This is a genomic window from Nonomuraea sp. NPDC003727 (genome assembly GCF_053586935.1).
Window position 1 is genome coordinate 67249 of sequence record NZ_JBSFNE010000008.1, and the last position, 23778, is coordinate 91026.

A 23778-nucleotide genomic window follows, 5' to 3' on the forward strand; every position below is an offset into this window, starting at 1 on the left:
ATGCGCGTCGGCCAGTACAAAGTCGTGGTCAACGACGAGGAGCAGTACTCCCTCTGGTTCGCCGACCGGCCGCTGCCGGACGGCTGGCAGGAGGCGGGCTTCGCCGGTGACAAGCAGCAGTGCCTGGACCACATCGAACAGGTCTGGACCGACATGCGCCCACGCAGCCTGCGTGAGGCCATGGAGGGGTAGGAGGAAGGACCGGTGAGCGGCTCGTAATCTTCCCCGCCTCCTACGCCCCAGGAACGCCTGTGGTTCCTGTCCAGATTCGACCCCGGCCTGCCCGCGCACCACGTCAACATCGTGGTCGGCCTGCCCGAGGGCACCGGCCACGACCGGCTGGCCAGGGCCATGGCGGAGGTGGTCAGGTCTCACGAGACGCTGCGCACGGCACTGGCCGTCGAGGACGGCTCCCTCGTCCAGGTTGTCAGGGCCGAGCTGCCGGTCGCCCTCGCCCGCACCGACCTGCTCGGCCTGCCCCCGGAGCGGGCCGAGCGCGAGTTCGACGCGCTGGCCCGCGCCGACGCCCGCCTGCCGTTCGAGCTGGACCAGGCGCCGCTGTGGCGGGCCCGCCTGGTCCGGCTGCCCGGCGGCGGCGAGCGGCTGGTGTTCGTCGTCCACCACGCCGTCTTCGACGCCACCTCCGCCGCCGTCTTCGTCGCCGAGCTGCTGGAGATCGACGCGGCCCTCGCGCAGGGCCGCCCGCCCCGGCTGCCCGAGCTGCCCGTCCAGTACGCCGACTATGGTCCAGCTCGAACAGCAGGCGCCGGCCCTGGTGGCCGCGCACCGGCGGCCGTGGCCGGTCGGCCGGCAGGTCGAGCCGGTCGGACTGTGGACGGGAGAGAGCCTGTCGCTGATCGGCACCCAGGTGACCGTGCTGGCGATGCCCATCGTGGCCTATCTCCTGCTCGACGCCTCGGTGGCGGAGATGGGCGTGCTCGGCGCCCTGGCCAGGCTGCCGATGGTGCTCTTCTTCGTGGCCGGGGTGTGGGTCGACCGGATGCGCCGCCGTCCGGTGCTCATCTGGAGCGACGCCCTGCGCGCCGTGATGCTCGGGATCGTGCCGCTGCTGTTCGTGATGGACCTGCTGACGCTGTGGTGGCTGTACGTCGTGGTGTTCGTCATCGGCGTCTTCGGCGTGCTGTTCGAGGTCGCCTACCGCTCCTACCTGCCGGTTCTCGTCCCCGCCGAGCAGCTCGGCGAGGGCAACAGCCGCCTGCAGCTCAGCGACTCGCTGTCGAAGGCCATCGGCCGCCTGGCGGGCGTGCTGGTGGCCGCCCGCTCGGCGCCGCTGGTCATCCTCATCGACGTGGCCAGCTACCTCGCCTCGGCCCTGTGCCTGCTGTCGATCAGGAAGAGGGAGGAGCCGCCCGCGGCCGACGGCGGCGGCACCCTGATCGGCGCCGTCCGGGCCGGGTTCAGCTGGGTGATGGCCCAGCCCCAGGTACGGCCGCTGGCCATCGCCACCGCCGTCTACTCCTTCTTCGACATCGGCATCCTGCAGACGCTGTACTTCCCCTACGTCGTCGACGGCGTCGGCGTGCCCGCCGCCTGGGTCGGCGGGGTGCTGGCGGTCGGCGGCATCGGGGCGATCATCGGCGCGTGGCTGTCGGTGCGGCTGATGAAGGGCATCGGTCCCGGGCCGACCATGCTGTGGTCCACGGTCGTCGGCAACAGCGCGCTCATCCTGGTGCCGCTGGCGGGCGGGCCGCTGTGGCTGGCGGTGGGCATGCTGGCGTTCGCGCAGCTGCTGGTGGGGTTGTGCGCTCAGGTGTTCATGGTCAACAACATCACCGTGCTGCAGACGGCGACGCCCAGGGAGCTGACCGGCAGGGTGACCGCCACGATCTGGGCCATGGGGTTGGTACCGGCGCCGGTGGGCGCCCTGGTGGCGGGCCTGCTCGGCCAGGCGGTGGGGATGCGTCCGGTGGTGCTGGTGGCGGCGCTGATCGGGGCGCTGGTGCCGATGGCGGTGCTGGCGCTGTCGCCGATCCCGAAGATGCGCACGGTGCCCGAGGCCCCGGTGGCCGCCTGAGACGTCCTCGGACGTCCTCGGACGTCCCGGCGCCGAGAGACCGCCGAGCGCGCCGGGACGGCGGCGGCACCGGCGACGGCACCGGCACCGGCACCGCGCATGACGCCGGGCGATCGTCCGTGGCGGGCACGGTGAGCCCGACGTCGTCACCGCGCGCATGACGCCGGACTCAGCGCCGGGCCTCCCACAGCGCGCAACCGGTGTCCTCCTCGTCGGCCGTCAGGAAGTGAAGGCTGCCGAGCACGGTCAGGGCGTACTCCGAGGGGCTGCCGGGCTCGGCCTGCAGCGTGATCAGCCGCTGGCCCGGAGCGCTGTCGACGGTGAACGACTCACAGGCGAGGACCAGGTCGCCGACGTCGTGACGGCAGACGAGCGTCATGCCGTGCCGTATCGGGGACAGGTCCTGGCGCGCCCACAGCCGGCGGAAGTCGGGGCTGCCGCGAGACAGCTCACGGACCAGATCGCTCAGGTGCGGGTCGTCGAGGTCGGCTCCCGCGTCGGCGCGCAGCTGGGCGACCATGACGCGGGCGCCCCGGTCCCGGTCGGCGTGGAAGTCGCGCGCGGCCGGGTTCAGGAAGACCATCCGCAGGAGGTTGTCCGCGTGTTCCTGGCCCTCGAAGAGGGCGGCGGCCAGCGGGTTGGCGGCCAGCACGTCCATCCGGCGGTTGACCACCAGGGCCGGGGTGTACGGCCAGCTCCGTATCAGCCGCAGCAGCTCCGGGCCGGCCCGTCCGGTGTCGCCGGGCCTTCTGTGCCGTCGCGGCCTGGGATGGGCGAGCTCGTGCAGGTGCGTCACGGCCTCGGGCGCGAGGTCCAGCGCCGCGCTCAGGGCGTCGATCACCTGGTCGGACGGGTGGCGCTCGCGTCCCTGTTCCAGACGGACGTAGTAGTCGGTGCTGACCCCGGCCAACATGGCCACCTCCTCCCGGCGCAGTCCCGGGGTCCGGCGAGGACCTGAGTCCAGCAGTCCTACCTGGGCCGGTGTGGTCGCCTCGCGTCGGGCGCGAAGGAACTCCCCCAGAAGGTTGTGACTGTCCATCTCATCACCAGATATTCGGGTGCATACAACGGCAGAAACCAGGCGGCCGGATGCCGTATTCCGGATTTACGGTGATTTAACTTTTACCGATTCCGGCGGGAGGCGGGGCGTCGGGACACGGCGGCGATCGTCGCCGTATGCGCCGACCGCCGCGCACCCATGACGCTGCGCAAACGGTGAGCACCGCTCCCTGGGAGCGACACTCCTACCATGCTCGGCGAAACCGCCCTTAGCGTGAATTCAGACGTCGTGTCGGTGCCGTTCGCCGTACCGATTCGGCGCTTCGCCAGCCGGGCATCGCCCGGGACGCATCCGATCCGACTGGAGCTGAGCTCGATGATCAAGCTGAGGAACGTTCTGGCAGCTGGAACCGCGGCGGCGGTCGCTCTCATGGCGCCCGTGACCTTGTCGGCCGAGATCTTCGGCGCCGGCGCCGCGGCCGCGACGCACGTCAGCGCGTCCGGTATCGACGACCCCGGTATTGGCAACTCCGGCGGCACCAATCCCGGCGGCGGAGGCAGCAACAAGAACAATTAATGAAATTCCTAAAATTCGCAGAAATCCCCGGAAACTCCTGGAAAAGGAATGAAAAGGCGCCGGATATCATCTTTCCGGCGCCTTCTTTGGTCCGGTCACCGAATCGGCGGTCACGCCCACCGAGTGGTCCAAGGAGCCGCCAGTCGCCGGAATTCGTCACCCTCCGCATTCCCGATTCCCGCGACACCAGGCGGCAGGCCGTTCGGCTCAGTCGTTGAGCTCAGTCGTTGAGCTCGGCCAGCCAGGCCAGTTGCTCGAGGCGGTCGTCCGTGGTGGGCGCGTTGAGCCCGACGATGAGCCGGGTCGCACCCGCCTTGCGGTAGTCGGCCAGCAGCCGCCGGACCCGATCCGGCGTGCCGCACAGGGTCAGCGCGTCGATCAGGTCGTCGGGCAGTTCCTCCACGGCCTCACCCATGTCACCGTCGAGATAGGCGTCCTGCACCCGGGAGGCGGCCGCGCCGAAGCCGAGCCGGTGGGCCAGCCGGTTGTAGAAGTTGACGCCCTTGGTGCCCATGCCGCCCAGGTACAGCGCCACCATCGGCCGCACCATGTCGCGGGCGTAGTCGGGATCGTCGTCCACCATCGCCATGACCATCGGCGACACCTCGATCCCCGCGGCGTCGCGGCGGGCGCGCGCCGCCCCCGCCCGCAGGCGGTCGAGCGTCTCGGCGAGGTGCTCGGGCGGGAAGTGGATGGGCAGCCAGCCGTCGGCGATCTCCCCCGCGAGCTCGACGGCCTTGGGCCCCATGGCCGCCAGGTGGATCGGCAGCGGCTGCCGGAGCGGGCCGGTCGTCATCGTCAGCGCCTTGCCGCGGCCGCCGGGCAGCGGCAGCACGATGGCCGGGCCCTCGTGCTCGACGGGCCGCTGGTCGAGCGCGGTCCGCACGACCGTCACGTAGTCGCGTAAGTGGGCCAGCGGCCGCTCGTAGCGCTGGCCGTGCCAGCCTTCGGCCACCTGCGGCCCGGAGGCGCCCAGGCCCAGCAGGAACCGGCCGCCCGAGACCCTGTCGATCGTGGCCGCGGCCATGGCGGTGGCGACCGCCGTACGGCTGGACATCTGGATCACCCCGCTGCCCAGCGCGATGCGCTCGGTGCCGGCCGCCAGCCACGCCAGGGTGGTGGCGGGGTCGGCGCCGTAGCCCTCGGCGGCCCATGCGGAGTCGTAGCCGAGCCGTTCGGCCTCCCGTACCAGTGCGAGCTGCGTTCGCGGGTCGGCCGCCGCGGGGCCGAGGGTGCCGATGCTCAATCCGAGTCGCACAGCCGCCTCCTGTCGCCAGATGCAGTGATCACATCATGGTCGAGGAACGGCCCGCCGCACACCCCTTGTGACGGAGCGGGCCCGGCCTCGTGGCGGGACGTCGGGAACAGGGGTCGCTCATGCCGCCGGTAGGCGGGATCCGGCCTGCTGGTACGGCGAGCAGAGCATGGCGGCCTGCACTAGGCTCTGCCTCCATGCCACACAGGGCGACGATCTTGCTCCTGCTGGCCTTGATGATCGCGGGATGCGGAACCGCACCACGTCATCAACATCAGGCCGCGCCGCAAACCTCCGCAACCGCGACGAACATGCCGCCGAAGGTGTCCCCGATACCTTCGGGCACGGGCAGCGAGCGCGCCGATGACGTCAACGGTGACGGACGCGCGGACCTGGCGTTCGAGTTCAACGACCACGATCGGCGATATCTCGCCATTGTCTACGGCTCGCCCCAAGGGCTTGATCCCGCGACACGGGCGGTCATCTCATCCGACACCTTCGTCCCGCTGCTGAGCGACCCGGTGCTCAGGGCCGACCTTGACGATGACGGGTTCGGCGACGTTCTGCGCCACGGCAGCCTGCCCGGCCACGAAGAGCAGGACCGTCTGCATGTCTTCTGGGGCGGACCTCACGGCATCGACGTCGGGACGCCGCCCACCCCCATCCACCCGCCCGCGATGAGACATGGGGCGGTCAATGGGGCCGTCGCCGGTGACTTCAACGGAGATGGCGCCGCTGACGTGGCGATACCTGGTCGGGATGACGGCACCGGGGAGGATGGCAGCCTGGCCGTGTTGTACGGGCCGTTCAGCCGGGACGCGGTTCCCGCACGCCGCACCATCCAGCCGTCACCGACCGGCGGCATGGGATCAGGGACCATGACTGCGGACAAGATCGCCGGGCGGCGTGCCACCGGGCTGGTCGTGCACGAGGCCGACGACGGCGAGCAGACCGCCGGCTGGCTCCTCACCGCCGGCCGGGACGGCCTGTCCGAGAAAGGCCGCAGACTCAACAAAGGCATGGCGACCGCGTTCGGCGACTTCGATGGTGACGGCGCCAGAGACGTCGTGATCGGCGACGACGGTAGCCGCAACAACGAGCCTCCCTACGAGACGGAAGCGCCCTCGGTCGACAAGGTTCTGACCGTCTATTACGGGAACGGCCGGCGCCAGGTGTTCAGGGGCACCCACGGCCCGGCGGTGTCCGGCGATGTCGATGGGGATGGCCGCGATGACCTCGCTTTCGGCGGGATGGCCCAGGATGCCTCGCCGACCTGGCTCTTCGTGGGCGGTTCCGGAGGCTTGCGGAACGCGGGAGGAGTCGTCGCGACGGGTGGTGCCCAGGCCGCGACGGCAGGTGACTACGACGGTGACGGCGACGACGAACTCGCCTTCCTCTCCGGTTATGACGCGATCACGGTCTGGGTCACAGACGGAAGGAAAGTCCTCGCCCGTTTCGACACCACAGGCTTCACCTCATGACGGCCGCACGCGTCGCGCCCGCCGGCCGCGTCACCAACCTCACGGGACAGAACCATCTAGTCCCGGCGAAGGCACCATCGGCCGGTGGCCGGAAGCATGGCCATGAGCACGGCGGCAACCGCGAACAAGCCCGTCACCGGGGCGGCCACGAAGAGCGGCACGATCACGGAGACGGGCGTGTCCGTCGTCAGTTCCCCGCCCGTCAGAAAGAACTGCACGCCGGCGCTCATGCTGTGCACAGCCGCCACACCGCCGGCCGTCGCGATCATCCGGCGCCCTGCCACCCTGCGCTGGGACAGCAGCAGAGCGCCCATGACGAGCACGACCCCCTCCGCCACAGCCACCGCCAGATTCGCCGCCATCAGCAACCCGAACGGCTCGTCGGCGAAGCGCAGGAACATCTGGGCGGCCTTGAGGATCAGGATCAGAAGCCCGGGAAGGCACAGCAGTGCCAGGGTTGTCGCGGCGGTCGCGGTGCCGCCACCGGGCCCGGCCGCCGGACGGTCCGCGGGCTGCCAAGGATGAGGAGCGGGCGTCGCGCCTGAGCGGCTGTCCGCCGGCCGCGCCTCGGGAGCGGGGCGTCGCGGGTCCGCCTCGACGGCGACGCGGCCCGATCGATCGCCGGGCACCGTTTCGCCGATCCCGGTGCCTTCTGTCGGTACGGGCTCGTGCGGCGGTACGGGGTCTTGTCGCGGTACGAGCTCGTGTGGCGGTTCGGGGGCGCTGGGCCGGGTCGGGGTGCGGATCATCGTGCCGCGTTCGGTGATCATGGCGGTGATGTCCGGTGGGAGCCAGCGGGTGGCGGCGGTGGCGTCGGCCGCGGGCGCCTCCAACTGGTCGAGGATGTCGTCCAGCGTGGGCCGGTCGGCCGGAAGTTTGGCCAGGCAGGAACGCAGCAGGGCCCTGATGTCGGCGGGGACGCCGTCGAGGTCGGGCGGTTCGTGGACGATCCGGTAGACGACCAGGTCGGCCATGCCGCCGCCGAACGGTCCGGTGCCGGTGGCGGCGTAGGCGAGCACGCAGCCGAGGGAGAACACATCGCTCGCCGGGCCGATCTGGCCGGCCCTGGCTTGTTCGGGGGACATGAATCCGGGGGTGCCGATGACGCGGGTGGAGGCGTGCACGGTGTCGAGGGCCTTGGCGATGCCGAAGTCGATGACGCGCGGCCCGTCGTCGGCGAGGATCACGTTGCGGTGGGTGAGGTCGCGGTGGACCAGGCCGCTTGAGTGGATCGCGGCCAGTCCCTCGGCCAGGCCCGCCCCCAGCACGCGGACTGCCGCGGCCGGCAGCGGCCCGTGCGCCGCGACGGCCTCGGACAGGGAGGGGCCGGGTATGTAGGCGGTGGCCAGCCAGGGCGGGTCGGCCTCAGGGTCGGCGTCGACCACCTCGGCGGTGTAGAAGCCGCCGACCCGGCGGGCGGCCGTGACCTCCTCGGCGAACCGGCGCCGGAACTCCGCATCGCCGGCCAGTTCGGCGTGCACCACCTTCACCGCGACCGCCCGGCCGCCGCGGGAGCGGGCCAGGAAGACCCGGCCCATCCCGCCGCTGCCCAGATGCCCGATCAGCCGGTACGGCCCTATCTGCCGGGGGTCGCCATTCCGAACAGGATCCATCGCCCCATACTCCTGCACAAGAACATCCGCGTCCGGCTGATTGCCGCAGTCGGATCACGCATCCGCGCCCACGGTGTCCTGCGGACCGTACGGCTGGAGCCGCCCCGCGGCCGGGTGCCCGCCGGGCACCCGGCGGGCACCTCTCAGGCGGCCGAGACCCTCCGCTCGAGCACCTGGCCGGGCCACTCGCCGACCGTGAACCGCTCGGTGGGGCGGAACCCGCAGCTCTCGTAGTAGCGCACCAGCTGCCCGTCATCGCCGGCGTAGCAGTCGACCCGCACCAGGTCCACACCCTGCTCGGCGGCCTCGGCCATCGCCTGTTCCAGGAGCGTCCGGCCCACCGCGCGGCCGTGGAAACGCTGGTCGATGACCAGGCCCTGCACGTACACCTCGGGCTCGGGCGCCGGCGCCACGTAGGTGACCGGCTCGCCGAGCGTCATGCACCCGGCCGGCAGGCCGTCGATCTCGGCGATGCGCATCCCGTCGCCGCCCGCCCAGCCGGTCACCATCTCCACGCGCTTGGCGCTGGCCGAGAACGGCTCGCTGCCCCACTGTCCCGTCCGGCCCTGCGAGACCAGCCACTCGATCGCGCTGTCGAACATCGCGACCACCGCCGCCACGTCGCCCGGCCCACCTTTACGGATATTCATCCCGGAATCCTACGAGCGGTCCGCCGGCACGCCCACCGCCGCCCCGTCTCCTGCCGTCAGCCGCCGCGTCCCCTGTCGGCACCCGGCCGGGGGACGCGGCGCCCGGACCTCCCTCCGAGGGCGACCCCGGAGGGACACGTCACTCCCGTACGGCGCGCGCCAGCGGCGTGTCCGCCGACGGGTCCAGCGGCGCCGACAGGAAGATCGGCGTCTGCGCCATGAACCGCGGCCGGCTGCCCAGGTGCTCCTGGGCGGCGTGCACGGTCAGCGGATGCACCACGTACACCTCGCCGGGCAGCCCGGTGGCGTACGCCAGGGGCCGCTCGGCGCTGGCGGCCTCCACCAGCCGGCTGGCCGGTACATGCTCGTACGTGCCGTCGCCGAGGGCGGCGGCCGCGTTGCGCTGGGAACCCACCCTGATCCTGGTCGGCGCGTCGTCCGGCCCCACCTCGGAGAACAGGATGAGCAGCAGCAGCGTGCCGGGGCGCCCGCTGACGGCCCAGCTGCCGTCCTCATGCATGACGTTGAGGTCGATGTGCCAGCCCCTGTCATCGGCCGGCGGCAGGTTCGGGAACCGGATCGGGATGTTGCCGCAGGCGCCGCTCGGCCGCCAGCCGCCCTGCCCGCACACCTCGTCCAGCGCCTGCGCGAGCACCGGAGAGCGGATGATCTCCCCGAACGGCCCCACACCGGTCATGTCGGCGGCCCACACCACGGGCTGCGTCCAGCCCGAAGGGTCGTCGGGAGACAGGCCGATCTGCTTCCACAGCAGCTCCTGCGCGGCCAGACCCACCTGCGGCGAGGCCGCCTGCACCTTGACGAAACCCTGCTTCACGAACTGGTCAGTCCAACTCATGACGGCCACGCTACAAGCGCGGTCAACCGGTTTTCCGGCGGCGGATCGGCCCCTTACGGCGCCGGTGGGCGCCCGTCAGACCAGGGTGAGCTGGTCGGCCCGGGGCGTCCGGCGGGTGGGGGAAGGGGCGGCGCCGCACCGCATGCCGTAGGCGCGGGCCAGCTGCTCGATCTGCCCGGTGATGCGCTCCTCGTAGCCCGGCGCGGGCAGCCCCGCCGCGTCGTACAGCTCCGCGTAGCGCTCCACCAGCCCGGGATGCGCCTGCTCCAGCCATGACAGGTACCACTGCCGCGTGCCGTACGGCAGGCGCAGCACCACCGGCCGCACCCCCGAGGCCCCCGCGGCCGCGATGCGCCGCACGGTGGCGGCCAGCTGGTCGGCCGCGTCGCTCAGCAGCGGCAGCACCGGCGACATCAGCACCTGGCAGTCGACCCCCGCCTCGCGCAAGGCCGCCACCAGTTCCAGGCGCCGCTGCGCGGTAGGGGCGCCCGGCTCGACCACCCGGCGGATCTTCTCGTCGACGAACGCGATCGAGACCGCCACCGGTGCCCGCGCCGCCGCCAGGAGCCCGGCGTCGCGCAGCACCAGCGGGCTCTTGGTGTAGACGGTGAACGGCACGCCCGCCTCGGCCAGCGCCGTGACCAGCGCGGGCATCAGCCGGTAGGTGGCCTCGGCCTGCTGGTAGCAGTCGCCGGCCACACCGATCGCGAGCGGCTCGCCCGGCCAGCGGGCCAGCTCGTCGCGCAACCGCGAGCCGGCGTTGGCCTTGACCACGATCCTGGTGTCGAAGTCGCGCCCGGTGTCCCAGCCGAGCGAACGGTGGCCGCGCCTGGCCACACAGCCGCGGCAGGCGTGGGCGCACCCCCGGTAGGGGCTGACCGCCCACCGCTCGGCGACGGCCGAGGTCACGGGCACCTTCTCGATCATCGTGCGGGCCTGCGTCTCGTAGAACCCGTCGCGCACGACGGCACGCCGCTCTATCGCGGGGCGCTCGTCGACGACGTCCACGAGCGGAAGCGCGTCCCAAGCCACAGCCACCATAGAACACGCATTCGACACCGGTTTCAAGCAGAACGGCGACAGCGCCGCCACTGCGCCGCCACTGTGCCGCCGGGCCCTCAGGCCGGCCACGAGGGCGACACCACTGTCCCGCGCCGGGCGGGCTCGGCGGCCTTCGCCGGCTGGACGAGGCGTCCCCGGCTCGGCGATCGCCGTTCCGCAGGGGCGGCCCGTGCCGCCGAGAGCGCGCGTCCGGCGCCCCTCTATCGTGAACCCCGACATCAGCGTCTCGGACGAGGAGATCCCACATGACCGCGCCCCACGATGCAGGGAACCGCAGGCCGCCCGCCGTCCGCCAGCTGCGCCTGGTCGTCGAGGCCGAGGACTACGAGGCCGCCCTGGCCTTCTACCGGGACGTTCTGGGCCTGCCCGAGCAGGCCGCCTTCTCCAGCGGCGACGGCGCCCGCGTGGCGATCCTCGATGCGGGCCAGGCCACGCTGGAGATCGCCAATCCCGCGCAGAAGAAGATGATCGACGACGTCGAGGTGGGTCGTCAGGTGGCGCCGAAGATCCGGGTCGCCTTCGAGGTCGACGATGCCCGAGCCACCACCGACGAGCTGGTCGCGGCCGGCGCCGAGCAGGTCGCGCCGCCCACCGTCACGCCGTGGCAGTCGCTGAACTCCAGGCTCGACACGCCGGGCGGCCTGCACATCACGCTGTTCCAGGAACTGCGCACCCTGGAGGAGCGCGAGTCGCTCGACGGCTTCGGGACCGAGGACGGACGACGCGCCGACTCCTGAACCCCGGCCACCCCGGTCCGGCGGCCCCGAGACGGTCACCCTGATCGCGCTCCACCGGCGCAGGAGACCCGCGGGCGGGCCCGCGGTGTCCGGCTCACCCCGCCGTCGTCCTGCCCGCGCGGCCCGCGCGTGACGGCCAGGCCCAGGGCCAGGCAGGTCAGCGGGATGGCCGGGACCACGTAGCGAACGTCGTAGCCGACCGCGAACGGCGGTAGCAGGACCAGCGCCACGGCGGCCAGGCCGGGAAGCAGCGCGTCGGCGCGCCGCCGTACGACCGCCAGGACCAGCGCGGCGGCCAGGACGAACACGAGCAGCGGGAACGGCAGGTAGCCGACACGCTGGTAGGCGCGCAGCCAGCCCGCGTACGGCTCGGCGATCCTGGTGGCGGCCGGGCCTTTCTCGTACGACTCGGCGACGGCCCGCACCGACTCCCGCAAGGGCCGCGCCTTGAAGGGGAACCAGTACGGGTTGGTCCGCCTGACGGACGGGTCCCGTTCGGTGGTGCGTTCCCAGCGCAACAGCCACCGCAGGTCGGCGCCGGCGGCGGCCAGGTAGTCGCCCGGCTGGGCCAGGATGGCGGCCCTGGCGAACCGGCCGGCGAGCGCGTTCCGGTCGGCGCGCACCGCCCTGATCGGCGACCACGGAGCCCACAGCCAGAACGGCGGCGCCGGCCTGGCGGCCACCGGTATGCGGGGGCACAGCGGGGCCAGGCGGGGTTCGGGGCGGATCACGGCGCAGTCGGCGAACGTGGTCGTCCTGGCCCACAGGAACTGGCCGTCGGCCCTGGTCAGGCCGAAGGTGCCGCTCGTGGCGCCCATCCAGGTCGCGTACGCCAGCAACGGCACCGCGCCCGCCAGCACGAAACGGCTCCAGACCCGCCACCTGTGGCGGTGCCACAGCAGGTGGCCGGCCGCCAGGACGAGCACCACGGCCCCGATGGTCCTGGTGAGCGTGGCCAGGGCCAGCAGGGCGCCCCCTGCCGCCGCGGCCGCCGGGGTGAGCTGCCGCCGCAGCAGCACCAGGATCCCGCCCGTGGTCAGCACCACGAACAGGGAGTCCGCCATGATCATGTGTTCCAGCAGGATCAGGAACTCGTCGTACATCAACGGCGCCACCAGCGCGGTCGCGCCCCACCCGGGCAGCCCCCGGCGCCGCAGCAGCGCGTAGGCCGCCACGGCCGTACCCAGCCCGAGCAGGTGCTGGACGGCGGTGACCAGCGTCAGGCCGGGCCCGGGGGAGAGCGCGGCGAGGAACAGCGGGTAGCCCAGCGGCCGGAACGCGCCCGGCTCGGGCGCGGCGGCCGCCTTCAGATAGGTGAAGGAGTCGGCCCAGAACCACAGCGCCGGCCGGTATCCGAGCATCGCCAGCCCCCTCAGGGCGAGCGCGGGCACCAGCGCGATCAGCAGCGGCAGGTGCCGTTTTCCTGGCAGCACGAAGACAACGGCCGGCGCCGTCATGGGGAGGCTCCTTCGGCAGGGCCGGCCGGGGCTGCTCACCCGAGCCCCCGCCGACGTGATCGTGTGGCCGTTCCCGTCGTGTCACGGGCGGAACGGTTACCGAGTCGTGGCGCGCGGAACGGCTCGGCGTGGCGCCGGTGGGCGGTCCCGCGTCCTCATCTGTTGATTGCCGTCACGGCCGCGACAGGTTCACGCCGCCCGGCGCACCCGGCCCGGCCGGCGGTAAGGACGCGCGGCCTGAGCAGCCCGGACCCGGCCGCCCTTGCCCGATGGCCGGAAAGATGCGCAAGTGGTGAACCTGACCGGCGCGCCGCCCGACTGTTCGGGGTGACGGGAGGACGTGATGACCGATGAGCTGCTGGTGGTGCGCGCGCAGCTGGGCGAGCGGGCGGCGCTGGCCGAACTGGTGGCCCGCTGGCGGATGCCGGTGTGGACCTACGTGCGCCGCATGCTGGATGCCGAACGGGCCGATGACGTGACCCAGGAGATCTGGCTGGCCGTGGTCCGGGGGCTGCCCCGGCTTCGGGAGCCGTCCCGGTTCGCGCCCTGGCTGTTCACGATCGCCCGCCGGTCGGTGACCGACCGCCTGCGCGACCAGTACGCCCGGGAACAGGAGACGCTCGCGGCCGGCGACGTGGTCGCCGAGGACCCGGTGGAGGCCGTGGTGGATCGGGCCGAGTTGGTGAGCCTGCTGTCGGGCCTGCCGGTGCCGGAGCGGGAGGTCCTCGTGCTGTTCTACCTGGAGGACCTGCCGGTGGAGGACTGCGCGCAGATCTGCCGGGTCCCGGTCGGCACCGTCAAGTCCCGGCTCAACCGCGCCCGTCGCCTGCTACGCGCCCGCCTGGAGGAGAAGGGATACCGGCCGTGACCGAGGAGCGACCGCGCCTGTCGGCGCAGGAGATGATCGAACGGCTGGAGCCGTCGCTGTCACCGGGCAGGCGTCTGCGGGCGGTGACCGCGCTGGTGGCCGGGCTGGCCGGGGCGGTGTTCGTGGCCGCGCTGTGGTGGAGCGAGCCGGGCCCGCTGCCCGGCCGTACCCACCTGGCCTTCGCCCTGTTCACCGTGTTCTGCCTGGCCTGGACGGGTTACGGCGGGTGGCTGCTGACGCGCCGGGTGCCGCTGTTCGCCACCGACCGGGTGATCGCCGCCTGGATCGGCCTGGCCGCCTCGCTGGCGACCACGGCGGCGCTGGCGGCGGCCGCCGTTCAGCGTGGCGCCGGCCTGGTCCTGGCGTTGGCCGTCGGGGGACTGTTCGTCGCGGCGGCGCTGGTGCTGGCCGTGCGCGCCCATGCCCGTAGGACGGCGCTGCTGCGCCGCGTGCGGGAACTGACCGGCGGACAGGAGGAGTGAACGGCCGCCCCGGCCCTCAACGGTGACGCCTGCCCGGGCGCGCCACGACAGCGGTTCGTGGCGGGACGACAGACATCTTCGAAGGGAAGGAATACCGATGGCACACAACGCGAAACTGATCCGGCGCCGGTTCGGGACGGTGGCGCTGCTCGTGGCGGTCCTGGTCGTCACCGGGCTACTTGTCGCAGGCCTCATCATGCTGCCGGCCTGAGGCCGCCACGCTGTGGCCCCCCGCTGGCATCGCACCGTCCGGCATGGAGTGCTGGCCACACGGCGACGCCGGGCGCTGAGCTCACCGCACGTCCTGGGCCCTCCTCACCGACGTGTACCTCGGGGGCCCGCCCGGTAGCCGGCGATCGAGGTTCGGCGCCACGGCCTCACTCTGCATGGCCGGCTCCGGCTTCCTTGGCCGGCTCCGGGTCGGCGGTCAGGTGGTCGAGGAGGACCTGGCTGATGTCGCCCAGGTGCCGGAGCTGCTCGGGGGTGAGCAGATCGATCAGATGCTCGCGCAGGCTGGCCACGTGCCGGGGGGCCGCGGCCCGCAGTGCCGCCAGGCCGTCGTCGGTCAGGACGGTGAGCCAGCCGCGCCGGTCGTCGGCGTAGTGCTCCCTGCGCACCCACCCCTTCGCCTCGAGCTTGTTGATCGCGTGGGAGATGCGGCTCGGCTTGGAGTTGGTCCAGTGCGCCAGTTCGCTCATGCGCATGGTCCGCTCGGGCGCCTCGGAGAGCAGGACGAGGAGCTCGTAGTAGGTGGGCGGCATGCCGGCCGCGGCATGCAGGTCGCGCTCGAGGCGGTCGGTCAGCAGGCGGGTGGCCAGCCCGAACGCCCGCCAGGCGCGCTGTTCGTCGTCGTTGAGCCATCGTGTCACAAAACCATCGTACTCAAAAGTTGCGCGCTGAAATAAGCCGATGTACCGTCCTGCTGAATCTTCCAGCACTGAACTAATCGGCTTGGAGTGAGACATGCATCCCAGCGCGTCCACCGGCACCTACAGCATCGACCCCGCGCACAGCCGCTTCGGCTTCGTCGCCCGGCACGCGATGGTCACCAAGGTCCACGGCAGCATCCCCGTCAAGGAGGCGACCGCCTTCCTCGACGCCGGCGACCCCGCCGCCTCCAGCGTCCACGTGGTCCTCGACGTGGCCGGGATCCAGACCGGCAACCAGCAGCGTGACGCCCACCTGCGCACCGGCGACTTCCTGGACGCCGCCGGCCACCCTTCCATCACCTTCGAGTCCACCGGGGTCAAGCACGTCGGCGGCGACAGCTTCGAGGTCACCGGCCGGCTGACCATCCGCGGCGTGACCAGGCAGATCACCATCCCCCTCGACTACACCGGCACCGCGGTCGACGCCCAGGGCCTGACCCGGGTCGGCTTCGAAGGCAGCACCGTGATCAACCGCAAGGACTTCGGCATCACCTACAACGCCGTCCTGGAGACCGGCGGAGTGATGATCTCGGAAAAGGTCACCCTCGACTTCGACCTGTCCGCCGTCAAGACCGCCTGAGCACAACCCCCTGAAAGCGACATCATGCGTACCGTCACGATCCCCGTCCTCGCCGGCGCCCTCACCCTGACCTGCGCGCCCGGACCGGGCGACGGGATCCGGGGGCTAGGCGTCGTGGCAGGCCACAGCTAAACTGGTACGGTCGTACCAGTTTTCCGGGAGGGTCCCCCATGGCCTGGCTGCTGCTCTTCGGCGCGATCGCGACAGAGGTCGTGGCGACGTCCGCGCTCAAACTCAGTAACGGTTTCAGCCATCTCGGCTGGAGCCTGGTCGTCGTCGCCGGATACGTCGCCTCGTTCGTCCTGCTGGCCCAGGTGCTGAAGGCGCACATGGATGTCGGAACCGCCTATGCCGTCTGGTCCGGTGTGGGCACCGCCGCCATCGCGCTCATCGGCGCCGCGTTCCTGGGGGAGAGTCTCACCCTGGCCAAGGTCGCGGGGATCCTGCTGATCATCGGCGGGGTGGTCGTGCTCAACCTGGCCGGTGCCCATTGACGGGGCGGGCGGCCGGGCCCGCCGTACCGGCCGAGCGGCCCGAGCGGCCCGAGCAGCCGGAACAGCCCGAGGAGCCCCAGGGGCCCGAGCGGCCGGAACGGCCTGCGCGGACCGCGCAGCGGGACAGGTCTGCTGCGGCCGGCCGGCCGCAGCAGACGCGCGCCCGAAAGCGCCGGGCCGCGCTGCTGGAGGCGGCCGTCGACCTGCTCACCGAGGGCGGTTTCGCCGCGGTGACCCATCGCGCCGTCGCCCAGCGGGCCGAGCTCCCGCTGGCGGCCACCACCTACTACTTCGCCTCCCGCGACCAGCTGCTGGCCGAGGCGTTCGGCCGGCTCGTCGACGTCGAGCTGGCCGCCACCCGCCGATGGGTGGCCGACCACGGGCCGCGTGCCGTCCTCGACGAGGTCGTCGCGGCCGACCGCATGCGCCAGCTGGCGCTGTGGGAGCTGTACGTGCACGCCGGACGCGATCCCGTCCTGCAACAGATCGCCCGCCGCTGGACCGACGGCTGCGTGGCCGTCATCGCCGACGCGCTCGGCCTGCCCGCCTCCGACGCCCGCGTGCGGCTGCTCTACACCACCGTCTCGGCGCTGTGGCTGGAACACGTGGTCGAGCAGCGCCCGGCCGGCGACGCCCGCGCCCTGCTCGACCTCGCCCTGCGAGCCATCGGCTGAGCCGCCAGGCATTCACGACGATCCTCGCGGTGACCGGGAGCGTTCGACGACGAGCTCCTTCGGCACCCTCGCACGCGGTCGGGTGCGGCCTTGCCCACCGGCTCACGCAGCGGCCCCAGCTCGCGGGCCCGGCCGGTGAAGTCGCCCACCCCGCGGGCGGCTCGCACCTCCCCAGGGCCGGCTTGGCGGCTGGCCGCCGAGATCCTTCTCCGGTCCGTCGCGGCGGGTGGCCGGTGAGCGTCACGCCTCGCCGGGGAGCCGATACTCACCCTGCGGCGCCATCAGCGAGGCGGGCCTTCCGGCCGGGGGCGCACGCCGTCCAGAACGAGGGTGAGCAGCCGGTCGGCCAGGGCCGCGCCGTCGGGTTGCTGCTCGGCGGCCAGGGAGATGGCGTGGACGAGGGTGAGCAGCTCGACGATCGAGACGTCGGACCGTACGGCGTGCGCCTGCCGGGCCCTGGCCAGCAGGCCCTGTCCGGCCTCGACGATCATCGTGTGGCAGGTGGCTCCCACGAGGGGATCGCCGTCGTCGGAGCCGCCCATCAGTGAGGCGGCCAGGCCCCGGTTGGACACGGCGTGCGTGGCCACGGCGCCGAGCCAGCTGACCAGCGCCTGTTCGGGGTCGGGGGCGCCGGCCAGGTCGGTGGCGGCGGAGCACAGGGTCTCGACCTTGTCGCGGAAGACAGCCTCCAGCAGCCGCCGGCGGGAGGGGAAGTGCCGGTGCAGGGTGGCCGAGCCGACGCCCGCGCGCCGGGCGATCTCCTCCAGCGACGCCTCGGCTCCCTGTTCGGCGACGACCGCGGCGGCGGCGGCGAGCAGGCGGTCGTAGTTACGGCGCGCGTCGGCGCGCATCGGCCGCTCGGACGGCATCGGTTCTCCTGGGGGCTTGCAGAAACGGGGTGGCCCTCCATATTCTAGCCCGGCTATAACCGGAGGGCCACCCCACTTAGTGGGGCGGCTCAGCATGCCCATCTTCTGGAGCCACATCGTGAACACTGTGAACACTGTGAACCCCGCGGACAACACCATCGTGGTGGTGGGGGCGACCGGCCTGCAGGGCCGGGCCGTGACGGCGCACCTGCTGGCCGACGGCTGGCGGGTACGCGCGGTGACCCGCGACCCGGAAGGCGCCCGCGCCAGGGCGCTCGCGGCGGCGGGCGCCGACCTCGTGAGCGCCGAGATGGACGACGTCGCCTCCCTCATCGCCGCGGCCGACGGCGCGCACGGCCTGTTCGGCGTGCAGCCCACCGTCGGCTCCCCGGGCACCCCGGCCGGTTTCTCCACCGAGGACGAGGTCCGCTGGGGCCGCAACGTCGCCGACGCGGCACAGGCCGCCGGCGTCCGGCACCTGGTGTACGCCTCGGTCGCCGGAGCGGGCCGCCACAACACCGAGAAGCTGCCCCAGAACGTGGTGAGCAAGTGGCGCGTCGAACAGCACATCGCCCGCCTAGGCCTGCCCGCCACCTTCCTGCGCCCGGTCTCGTTCATGGAGAACTACACCGGCGGCTACCACCTGCGCGACGGCAGCGTGACCGCCCCGTTCGCGGCCGACGTGCCGCAGCAGATCATAGCCGTCGACGATGTCGGCGTCTTCGCCGCCATGGCCTTCGCCCACCCGCACGACTGGATCGGCCGGGCGGTGGACCTGGCAGGGGACGAGCTGACCCCGGTACGGCTCGCCGCGGCCGTCTCCGAGGCCGTCGGGCGGCGGCTGCCGTACGTCCAGATCCCGATCGGGGTGATCGCGCAGATCGGCGAGGAGTTCGCCTACGCCTACACCTGGCTCAACGAACGCGGCTACCGCGCCGACGTCGCCTTCACCCGCGCGCTGCACCCCGGCCTGATGGACCTGCGCACCTGGCTGGCCAGAACCGGAGCGGCCCAGATCACGCGCTTCCTGGCCGGCGAGGACCCCGCGCCGCGGCACCAGTGAGCGGCCGGCGCCGGGCATCTCTCACCGCGCGCCTGCATCAGGGCCGTGTTAGCGCCGTGTTATCGCCGTGTCAGCGCCGCGGTAGTGCCGTGCCAGGCCGTGCTCCGAGCATCGCAAGCAGGACCACGGAGGTGATGAGATGGCAACGGTCCTGGACCGGACGACCCGCACACCCGGGCGGCAGCGGCGCTGGCTCCCGGTCGCGGCGCTCGCCGCCGGCACGTTCGCGATCGGAACCGACATGTTCGTCGTGGCCGGCCTCCTCGCCGGGATCGCCCACGACCTCGACGTCACGATCGGCACAGCTGGGTTGACGGTGACGGTGTTCGCGCTGGCGTACGCGATCGGCGCGGTGCTGCTCAGCGCCCTGCTGGGAGGGCGGCCCCCACGGCGGGTGCTGCTCGGCTCGATGGCGCTGTTCGGGACGCTGAGCGTGCTGGCGGCCGCGGCACCGGCCTTCCCCGCGCTGCTGGCCGTCAGGGTGCCGGCCGCGCTCGCCGCGTCGGTCTACGTGCCTGCCGCCGGCGCGGCGGCCGTGGCCGCCGTCCCCGCCGCGCACCGGGGGCGCGCACTGGGGGTGATCCTGGCCGGCACGTCGGCGGCGATGGTGGCGGGCGCCCCGCTGGGTGTGACGCTGGCCGCGGCGCTGTCGTGGCGGGCCGCGTTCGGGCTGGTCGCCGTGCTCGCGGCGGTCACCGTCGGCGCTCTGCTGCTGACCCCGGCCGGGTCCGCCCCGCCGGCCCGCGCGACGCTGCGCGAGCGGCTGCGCCCACTGCGTTCGCCGGCCGTGGCCGGGGCGCTCGGCGTGACCTTCCTGGTGATGACCGCCTCCTTCGGCATGTACACCTACCTGCCGTCGCTGCTGGCGGCCGCGCCCGGACAGCTCGGGGCGGCCGTCGCGGCGTTCGGCATCGGCGGCCTGGCAGGGGTGTGGTGGGGCGGCAGCGCGGCCGACCGCAGCGGCGCCGGCCGGGTCGTCGTGCCGGCGCTCACCGCCCTGGCGGTCATGTTCGCGGCGCTCGCGCACGTCGCGGCCGTACCGGCCGGGGCGCTGGCCGTCACAGCCGGGTGGGGGATCGCGGCCTGGGCTTTCGTCCCCGCCCAGCAGCACCGCCTGATCGGCCTGGGCGACGGGCCCGCGCCGTTGCCGCTGGCCCTCAATAGCTGTGCGGTCCACCTCGGGTCGGCCACCGGCGCGCTGCTCGGCGGCCTCCTCGTCGATACGGCCGGCGCCGGCCGCCTGTGGCTGCCGGCCGTGGCGTGCCTGGCCGCGGCGCTGTCCCTCCACAAGATCCACACCAGAAAGGCCGGCACGTCATGATCGACTCTTCTGCGGCCGTCGTCGCCGGGCTGGGCACCGTCCTGGGGATCTGGGCGCACCCGGACGACGAGGCCTACCTGTCCGGCGGGCTGATGGCGATGGCACGCGACAACGGGTCGCGCGTGGTGTGCGTGACCGCCACCCGCGGCGAGCGCGGCACCGCCCACGTGGACTGGCCGCCGCCCCGGCTGGCCGCCGCCCGCACCGGCGAGCTGGCACGCTGCCTGCGCATCCTCGGCGTCGCCGAGCATCACTGGCTCGACCACCGCGACGGTCACTGCGCGGCGGTCCCCGAACCGGAGGCGGTCGCGCCGCTGTGCGAGCTGATCGAACAGGTAGGCCCCGACACCGTGCTGACCTTCGGCCCGGACGGCATCACCGGCCACCCCGACCATCGGGCGGTCTCGGCCTGGGCGAGCGCGGCCTTCGACCGCGCCGCCCCGCCGGGGGCGCGGCTGCTGTACGCCACCTTCTCCGAACGGCGGGCACCGCGCTGGAGCGCGCTGAACCAGAGCCTGGGCGTCTTCCCGCCGGGACAACCGATCATGACGCCCGCCCACCGGCTGGCCGTCGACCTCGTGCTGGACCCGGCGACCGCGGCCCGCAAGGTCCGCGCCCTGGCGGCGCAGGAGAGCCAGACCGCCGGGCTCATCGCCGGCCTGGGCGTCGATCTCTACACGGCGTGGGTGAGCGACGAGGCGTTCGTCGAGAGGAGTCTCATGAGCGGGTGAGGTTCCGCTCGATCGCCTGCCGCGCCACCTCCAGAACGGCGACCCGGTTGGGCACCGGCGGCGCCCCGGCCGCCCAGGCATGCGGGTCGCCGTCGCGACGGCCGCCCCCGGTGGGGCCCCCGGTGGGGCCGCCGGTGGGGCCGCCGGTGGGGCCGCCGGTGGGGCCGCCGGTGGGGCCGGCGCCGGAAGGACGGCTTCCGGCGGGGGCGCCGGGCAGCGGTTCGGCGCCGCGACTGCCGCTTCCCGCCGGAGCGTCGGGAGCCTGCTCGGCCGCGGCCTCGATCAGCGCGGCCGGCTCGTCGTCGCCGAGCCGGCGCAGCAGCCCGGCGAGGTTGCGCAGGGTGACCCACAGGTGCGTCCAGTTGCCGTTGCGGGCGAAGTAGGCGATGACCTCGCGGTAGCCGCCCAGCGCCTCGTGGACGCGGCCGGCGCCGGCGCGCACCGACAGCAGCCCGACGGTGGCGACACCGACCAGGAAGGTCGCGCCCGAGGCGCGGGCCAGCTCGATCGCGCGAAGGTAGTGCCACTCGGCCGGCTCGCTGTGGCCGGCCCTGCTCTCGATCTCCCCGGTGACGTAGGCGCCCCAGGAGGCCATCGTGGGCGATCCCGCGCCGCCGTGCCGCTGCCGCTCGCTGAGCCTGCGCGCCTGCTCCAGGTCACCCGCGTACGCTCTGGCCAGCGCCGCGATCCCGAAGCTCTCCAGCTGCCGGTCGGCCAGGACCGCCGCGGCCAGCGCGTGCTCGACGACCTCGTCGTAGGCGCCGCGCGCCAGGTCGGCCGCCGACAGCGCCACCAGGCAGTGCCACGACCCGGTGCCGCGGGCCGCCTTCTCCAGCCCGGCACGGGCCAGCCGGTCGGCCCGGCGGTAGTCACCGCGATGGTAGGCCGCCTCGGCCGCCGTGCCGAGCACGGCCCCGGCACGCGGGTGCGCGGCCAGCGCCGGATCACCGGCCAGTTCCTCGGCCAGTTCCTCGGCCCAGTCCAGGATCTCCAGCAGATCGCGGTAGGCGATCGCGTCGAACAGCGCCACCACCATCGCCGCGGCCTCGTCCACGGACCCGCGGCTGCGGGCCAGCCGCCAGGTGGCCCGCAGGTTCGCCATCTCGCGGCGCAGGACGGCGTCGGCCTGCGGCTCCCGCTCGGTGGTCATGGCGGCGCTGATCCACGCGGTCAGCTCGACCGCCCACCGCAGCATGCGCCCGGCGGCCGCCTCCTGCTCACCGGCGGCCGCCAGCCGGTCCAGCCCGAAGGCCCGCAGCGTCTCCAGCATGCGGTACCGGGTGCCGCCGCCGAAACAGGCCTCGATCATGGAGGCGTCGACGAGGCGGGCCAGCACGCTTCCCGGATCGCTGTCCAGGCCGAGCTCGGCGGCCAGCCGTTCGGCGGTCTCGAGGTCGACGCCGTCGGCGAAGACCGACAGCTGCCGGAACAGCCGCCGCTCGTCGGGCGTGAGCAGCTGGTAGGACCATTCGATGGTCGCCCGCAGCGTCCGGTGCCGGGAGTCGGCGCTGGGCCTGCCGCCGCCCAGCAGGTCGAGCGAGCGGTCGAGGCGGTCACGCAGATCGGTGAGGGAGAAGGTGGACAGCCGGCCGGCGGCCAGCTCGATGGCCAGCGGCATCCCGTCGAGCCGGCACACGATCTCGGCGACCGTACCCAGCTCGGCCGGCGACGGCGGCGGCCCGGGACGCACCCGGCCGGCCCGCTCCACGAACAGCGCCACCGACGCGGCCCGCGCCGGATCCTCGCCGGGGCCGGGCAGCGCGAGCGGCGCCAGCCGTTCGGCGTACTCGGCCGCCAGCCCGAGCGGTTCGCGGCTGGTGGCCAGCACCGACAGGCCCGGACAGCACGACAGGATCACGTCGGCCAGGTCCCGGACGCCGTCGAGCAGGTGCTCGCAGTTGTCGATCACCAGCAGGCCGGGACGGTCACCCAGCAGCGCCAGGCAGGCCGACAGCACATCGCCCTGCACGACCTGCAGGTTCAGGGCCGCCGCCAGCGCGTGCGGCAGCGCGGCCGGGTCGGTGAGCGGCGCCAGCGGCAGCACCGTGGCCGCGCCGTTCTGCCGGGCCACCTCGAGGGCGACCCGGGTCTTGCCGACGCCGCCGGGCCCCACCAGGGTGACCAGCCGCTCGCCGGCCAGCAGCCGGCGCAGCGCCGCCACCTGCCGTTCGCGGCCGATCAGCGCAGTGGCCGGCCCGGCCGGCGCCTCGGACCGGCCGGGCGGCGACCAGGCGGCCTGCCCGCCGGCGATCTCCCGCTCGAGCTCGTCCAGCGCGGGCGTGGGGTCCAGACCGGTCTCCTCGACGAGCCGGCGCCGGTACTCCCGGCCGGCGCGCAGCGCCTGCGGCGCCTGCCCGGTGGCCGCCAGCGCCCGCATGAGCAGCAGAACGCCGGGCTCGCGCAGCGGGTCGGCGGCCGAGCAGGCGGCCGCCAGACCCAGCACGCCGTCGGCCTGCCCGGCGACGACCGCGGCGGCGACCAGCGCGTCGCTCACCTCGCGCTGCAGCTGCGCGTACTCCTCGACCGCGGTGGCGATGGGCACCACGCCCGTCAGGTCGGCCAGCGGCACCCCCCGCCACAGCCCGTGCGCCCGCCGCAGCAGCTCCAGCGCCGCGTCCGCGTCCTGGCGCGCCGTCGCACGCGCCGCGGCCAGCAGCTGCCGCGCCTGCGCCACGTCCAGCTCGTCGGGCCCGAGGTCGAGCCGGTAACCGTCCTGCCGCGTCTCGAGCCGGACCGCCGCCGGGCCGAGGTGAGCCCGCAGCCGGGAGATGTGGTTGTGCAGGGCCTGACGCCCCGACTCGGGCACCTGCGCCGGCCACAGCGCGTCGACCAGGCGATCGGTCGTCACGATACGGCCCTCGGCCAGGGCCAGCAGCGCCAGCACCGCCCGCCGCTTCGGCCCGGGAACCCCCACGAGGGCGCCGTCGACCAGGAGCCGCAGCGGCCCGAGCACCTCCACCCGCACCAGCGGCGCGCACCGGACTGACATGGCACCTCCCCACGGCCGGCATACCCCCGCCACCAGGACAGATCTCAGCCTGTTAG

Annotated in this window: 23 protein-coding genes and 1 pseudogene; 14 read left to right on the top strand and 10 right to left on the bottom strand. The window is 73.4% G+C overall.

The annotated features are described in order from the left end of the window. The 3 genes and pseudogenes from ACWDLG_RS21120 (at position 1) to ACWDLG_RS21130 (ending at position 2035) form a co-directional block, all read left to right on the top strand. Positions 1 to 192, top strand: a complete 192-nt coding sequence (locus tag ACWDLG_RS21120) for an MbtH family protein (RefSeq protein WP_449922245.1) — start codon at positions 1 to 3, stop codon at positions 190 to 192. Between the two features lie 87 nt (positions 193 to 279). Then, positions 280 to 684, top strand: a pseudogene (locus tag ACWDLG_RS21125) (condensation domain-containing protein); the annotation flags it as partial. Positions 685 to 742: 58 nt separating this feature from the next. Next, a complete protein-coding gene (locus ACWDLG_RS21130) occupies positions 743 to 2035 on the top strand; it encodes an MFS transporter (protein ID WP_449922247.1) in 1293 nt (430 codons plus the stop codon). 169 nt (positions 2036 to 2204) lie between these two features. Here ACWDLG_RS21130 and ACWDLG_RS21135 read toward each other — a convergent pair whose 3' ends face one another. Further along, positions 2205 to 3074: a helix-turn-helix transcriptional regulator gene (locus ACWDLG_RS21135; protein ID WP_449922248.1), complete on the bottom strand. Its 870-nt coding sequence runs from the start codon at positions 3072 to 3074 to the stop codon at positions 2205 to 2207. Positions 3075 to 3284: 210 nt separating this feature from the next. Here ACWDLG_RS21135 and ACWDLG_RS21140 point away from each other — a divergent pair, with 210 nt between their 5' ends. Then, on the top strand, positions 3285 to 3611 hold the full coding sequence (locus tag ACWDLG_RS21140) for a hypothetical protein (RefSeq protein WP_449922250.1): 327 nt from the start codon (positions 3285 to 3287) through the stop codon (positions 3609 to 3611). Positions 3612 to 3831: 220 nt separating this feature from the next. On the opposite strand, the gene ACWDLG_RS21145 is transcribed toward ACWDLG_RS21140, so the two are convergent. Then, a complete protein-coding gene (locus ACWDLG_RS21145; protein ID WP_449922252.1) occupies positions 3832 to 4869 on the bottom strand; it encodes an LLM class F420-dependent oxidoreductase in 1038 nt (345 codons plus the stop codon). A 215-nt stretch (positions 4870 to 5084) separates the two neighbouring features. Here ACWDLG_RS21145 and ACWDLG_RS21150 point away from each other — a divergent pair, with 215 nt between their 5' ends. After that, the gene (locus ACWDLG_RS21150; RefSeq protein WP_449922254.1) at positions 5085 to 6347 is read left to right on the top strand and encodes a hypothetical protein; all 1263 of its coding nucleotides are present in this window, start codon (positions 5085 to 5087) and stop codon (positions 6345 to 6347) included. A gap of 56 nt (positions 6348 to 6403) precedes the next feature. On the opposite strand, the gene ACWDLG_RS21155 is transcribed toward ACWDLG_RS21150, so the two are convergent. From ACWDLG_RS21155 to ACWDLG_RS21170, 4 genes are all read right to left on the bottom strand, one after another. Beyond that, positions 6404 to 7960, bottom strand: coding sequence for a protein kinase domain-containing protein (locus tag ACWDLG_RS21155; RefSeq protein ID WP_449922256.1), 1557 nt, complete (start codon positions 7958 to 7960; stop codon positions 6404 to 6406). Between the two features lie 143 nt (positions 7961 to 8103). Next, the gene (locus ACWDLG_RS21160) at positions 8104 to 8610 is read right to left on the bottom strand and encodes a GNAT family N-acetyltransferase (RefSeq protein WP_449922258.1); all 507 of its coding nucleotides are present in this window, start codon (positions 8608 to 8610) and stop codon (positions 8104 to 8106) included. 139 nt (positions 8611 to 8749) lie between these two features. After that, positions 8750 to 9466 carry a phytanoyl-CoA dioxygenase family protein gene (locus tag ACWDLG_RS21165; protein WP_449922259.1) on the bottom strand — a complete coding sequence of 239 codons (717 nt, stop codon included), beginning with the start codon at positions 9464 to 9466 and terminating at the stop codon, positions 8750 to 8752. Positions 9467 to 9541: 75 nt separating this feature from the next. Beyond that, a complete protein-coding gene (locus ACWDLG_RS21170) occupies positions 9542 to 10498 on the bottom strand; it encodes a radical SAM protein (RefSeq protein WP_449922261.1) in 957 nt (318 codons plus the stop codon). A gap of 275 nt (positions 10499 to 10773) precedes the next feature. Between ACWDLG_RS21170 and ACWDLG_RS21175 the strand changes: the two genes are divergently transcribed. Further along, positions 10774 to 11265, top strand: coding sequence for a VOC family protein (locus ACWDLG_RS21175; RefSeq protein WP_449922263.1), 492 nt, complete (start codon positions 10774 to 10776; stop codon positions 11263 to 11265). A 35-nt stretch (positions 11266 to 11300) separates the two neighbouring features. On the opposite strand, the gene ACWDLG_RS21180 is transcribed toward ACWDLG_RS21175, so the two are convergent. Then, the gene (locus tag ACWDLG_RS21180; RefSeq protein WP_449922265.1) at positions 11301 to 12722 is read right to left on the bottom strand and encodes a hypothetical protein; all 1422 of its coding nucleotides are present in this window, start codon (positions 12720 to 12722) and stop codon (positions 11301 to 11303) included. Positions 12723 to 13065: 343 nt separating this feature from the next. On the opposite strand from ACWDLG_RS21180, the gene ACWDLG_RS21185 reads away from it, so the two are divergent. Continuing rightward, complete coding sequence (locus ACWDLG_RS21185; RefSeq protein ID WP_449922267.1) at positions 13066 to 13590, top strand: RNA polymerase sigma factor; 525 nt, start codon at positions 13066 to 13068, stop codon at positions 13588 to 13590. Then, positions 13587 to 14072: a hypothetical protein gene (locus ACWDLG_RS21190; protein ID WP_449922269.1), complete on the top strand. Its 486-nt coding sequence runs from the start codon at positions 13587 to 13589 to the stop codon at positions 14070 to 14072. Before ACWDLG_RS21185 ends, ACWDLG_RS21190 begins: the two co-directional genes overlap by 4 nt. A gap of 377 nt (positions 14073 to 14449) precedes the next feature. Here ACWDLG_RS21190 and ACWDLG_RS21195 read toward each other — a convergent pair whose 3' ends face one another. After that, positions 14450 to 14941 (bottom strand): MarR family winged helix-turn-helix transcriptional regulator, encoded by a 492-nt coding sequence (locus ACWDLG_RS21195; protein ID WP_449922271.1) that lies wholly within the window; start codon positions 14939 to 14941, stop codon positions 14450 to 14452. A 94-nt stretch (positions 14942 to 15035) separates the two neighbouring features. On the opposite strand from ACWDLG_RS21195, the gene ACWDLG_RS21200 reads away from it, so the two are divergent. From ACWDLG_RS21200 to ACWDLG_RS21210, 3 genes are all read left to right on the top strand, one after another. After that, on the top strand, positions 15036 to 15581 hold the full coding sequence (locus tag ACWDLG_RS21200) for a YceI family protein (RefSeq protein WP_449922273.1): 546 nt from the start codon (positions 15036 to 15038) through the stop codon (positions 15579 to 15581). Positions 15582 to 15751: 170 nt separating this feature from the next. Further along, entirely contained in the window at positions 15752 to 16075 is a 324-nt protein-coding gene (locus ACWDLG_RS21205; RefSeq protein WP_354918551.1) for a DMT family transporter, read from the top strand. Next, on the top strand, positions 16072 to 16749 hold the full coding sequence (locus ACWDLG_RS21210) for a TetR/AcrR family transcriptional regulator (protein WP_449922275.1): 678 nt from the start codon (positions 16072 to 16074) through the stop codon (positions 16747 to 16749). Before ACWDLG_RS21205 ends, ACWDLG_RS21210 begins: the two co-directional genes overlap by 4 nt. Positions 16750 to 17030: 281 nt before the next feature. Here the strand turns inward: ACWDLG_RS21210 and ACWDLG_RS21215 are convergent, their stop codons facing one another. Continuing rightward, a complete protein-coding gene (locus ACWDLG_RS21215; protein WP_449922277.1) occupies positions 17031 to 17618 on the bottom strand; it encodes a TetR/AcrR family transcriptional regulator in 588 nt (195 codons plus the stop codon). Between the two features lie 127 nt (positions 17619 to 17745). Between ACWDLG_RS21215 and ACWDLG_RS21220 the strand changes: the two genes are divergently transcribed. The 3 genes from ACWDLG_RS21220 to ACWDLG_RS21230 all read left to right on the top strand — a co-directional run bounded on the left by ACWDLG_RS21220 (position 17746) and on the right by ACWDLG_RS21230 (position 20733). After that, a complete protein-coding gene (locus ACWDLG_RS21220) occupies positions 17746 to 18681 on the top strand; it encodes an NmrA/HSCARG family protein (protein ID WP_449922278.1) in 936 nt (311 codons plus the stop codon). Between the two features lie 139 nt (positions 18682 to 18820). After that, positions 18821 to 20002, top strand: coding sequence for an MFS transporter (locus ACWDLG_RS21225; RefSeq protein WP_449922280.1), 1182 nt, complete (start codon positions 18821 to 18823; stop codon positions 20000 to 20002). Continuing rightward, entirely contained in the window at positions 19999 to 20733 is a 735-nt protein-coding gene (locus ACWDLG_RS21230) for a PIG-L deacetylase family protein (RefSeq protein ID WP_449922282.1), read from the top strand. The genes ACWDLG_RS21225 and ACWDLG_RS21230 overlap by 4 nt, the downstream gene beginning before the upstream one ends. Here the strand turns inward: ACWDLG_RS21230 and ACWDLG_RS21235 are convergent. Continuing rightward, positions 20720 to 23722: a BTAD domain-containing putative transcriptional regulator gene (locus ACWDLG_RS21235; protein WP_449922283.1), complete on the bottom strand. Its 3003-nt coding sequence runs from the start codon at positions 23720 to 23722 to the stop codon at positions 20720 to 20722. The genes ACWDLG_RS21230 and ACWDLG_RS21235 overlap by 14 nt on opposite strands. Positions 23723 to 23778: the final 56 nt, after the last annotated feature.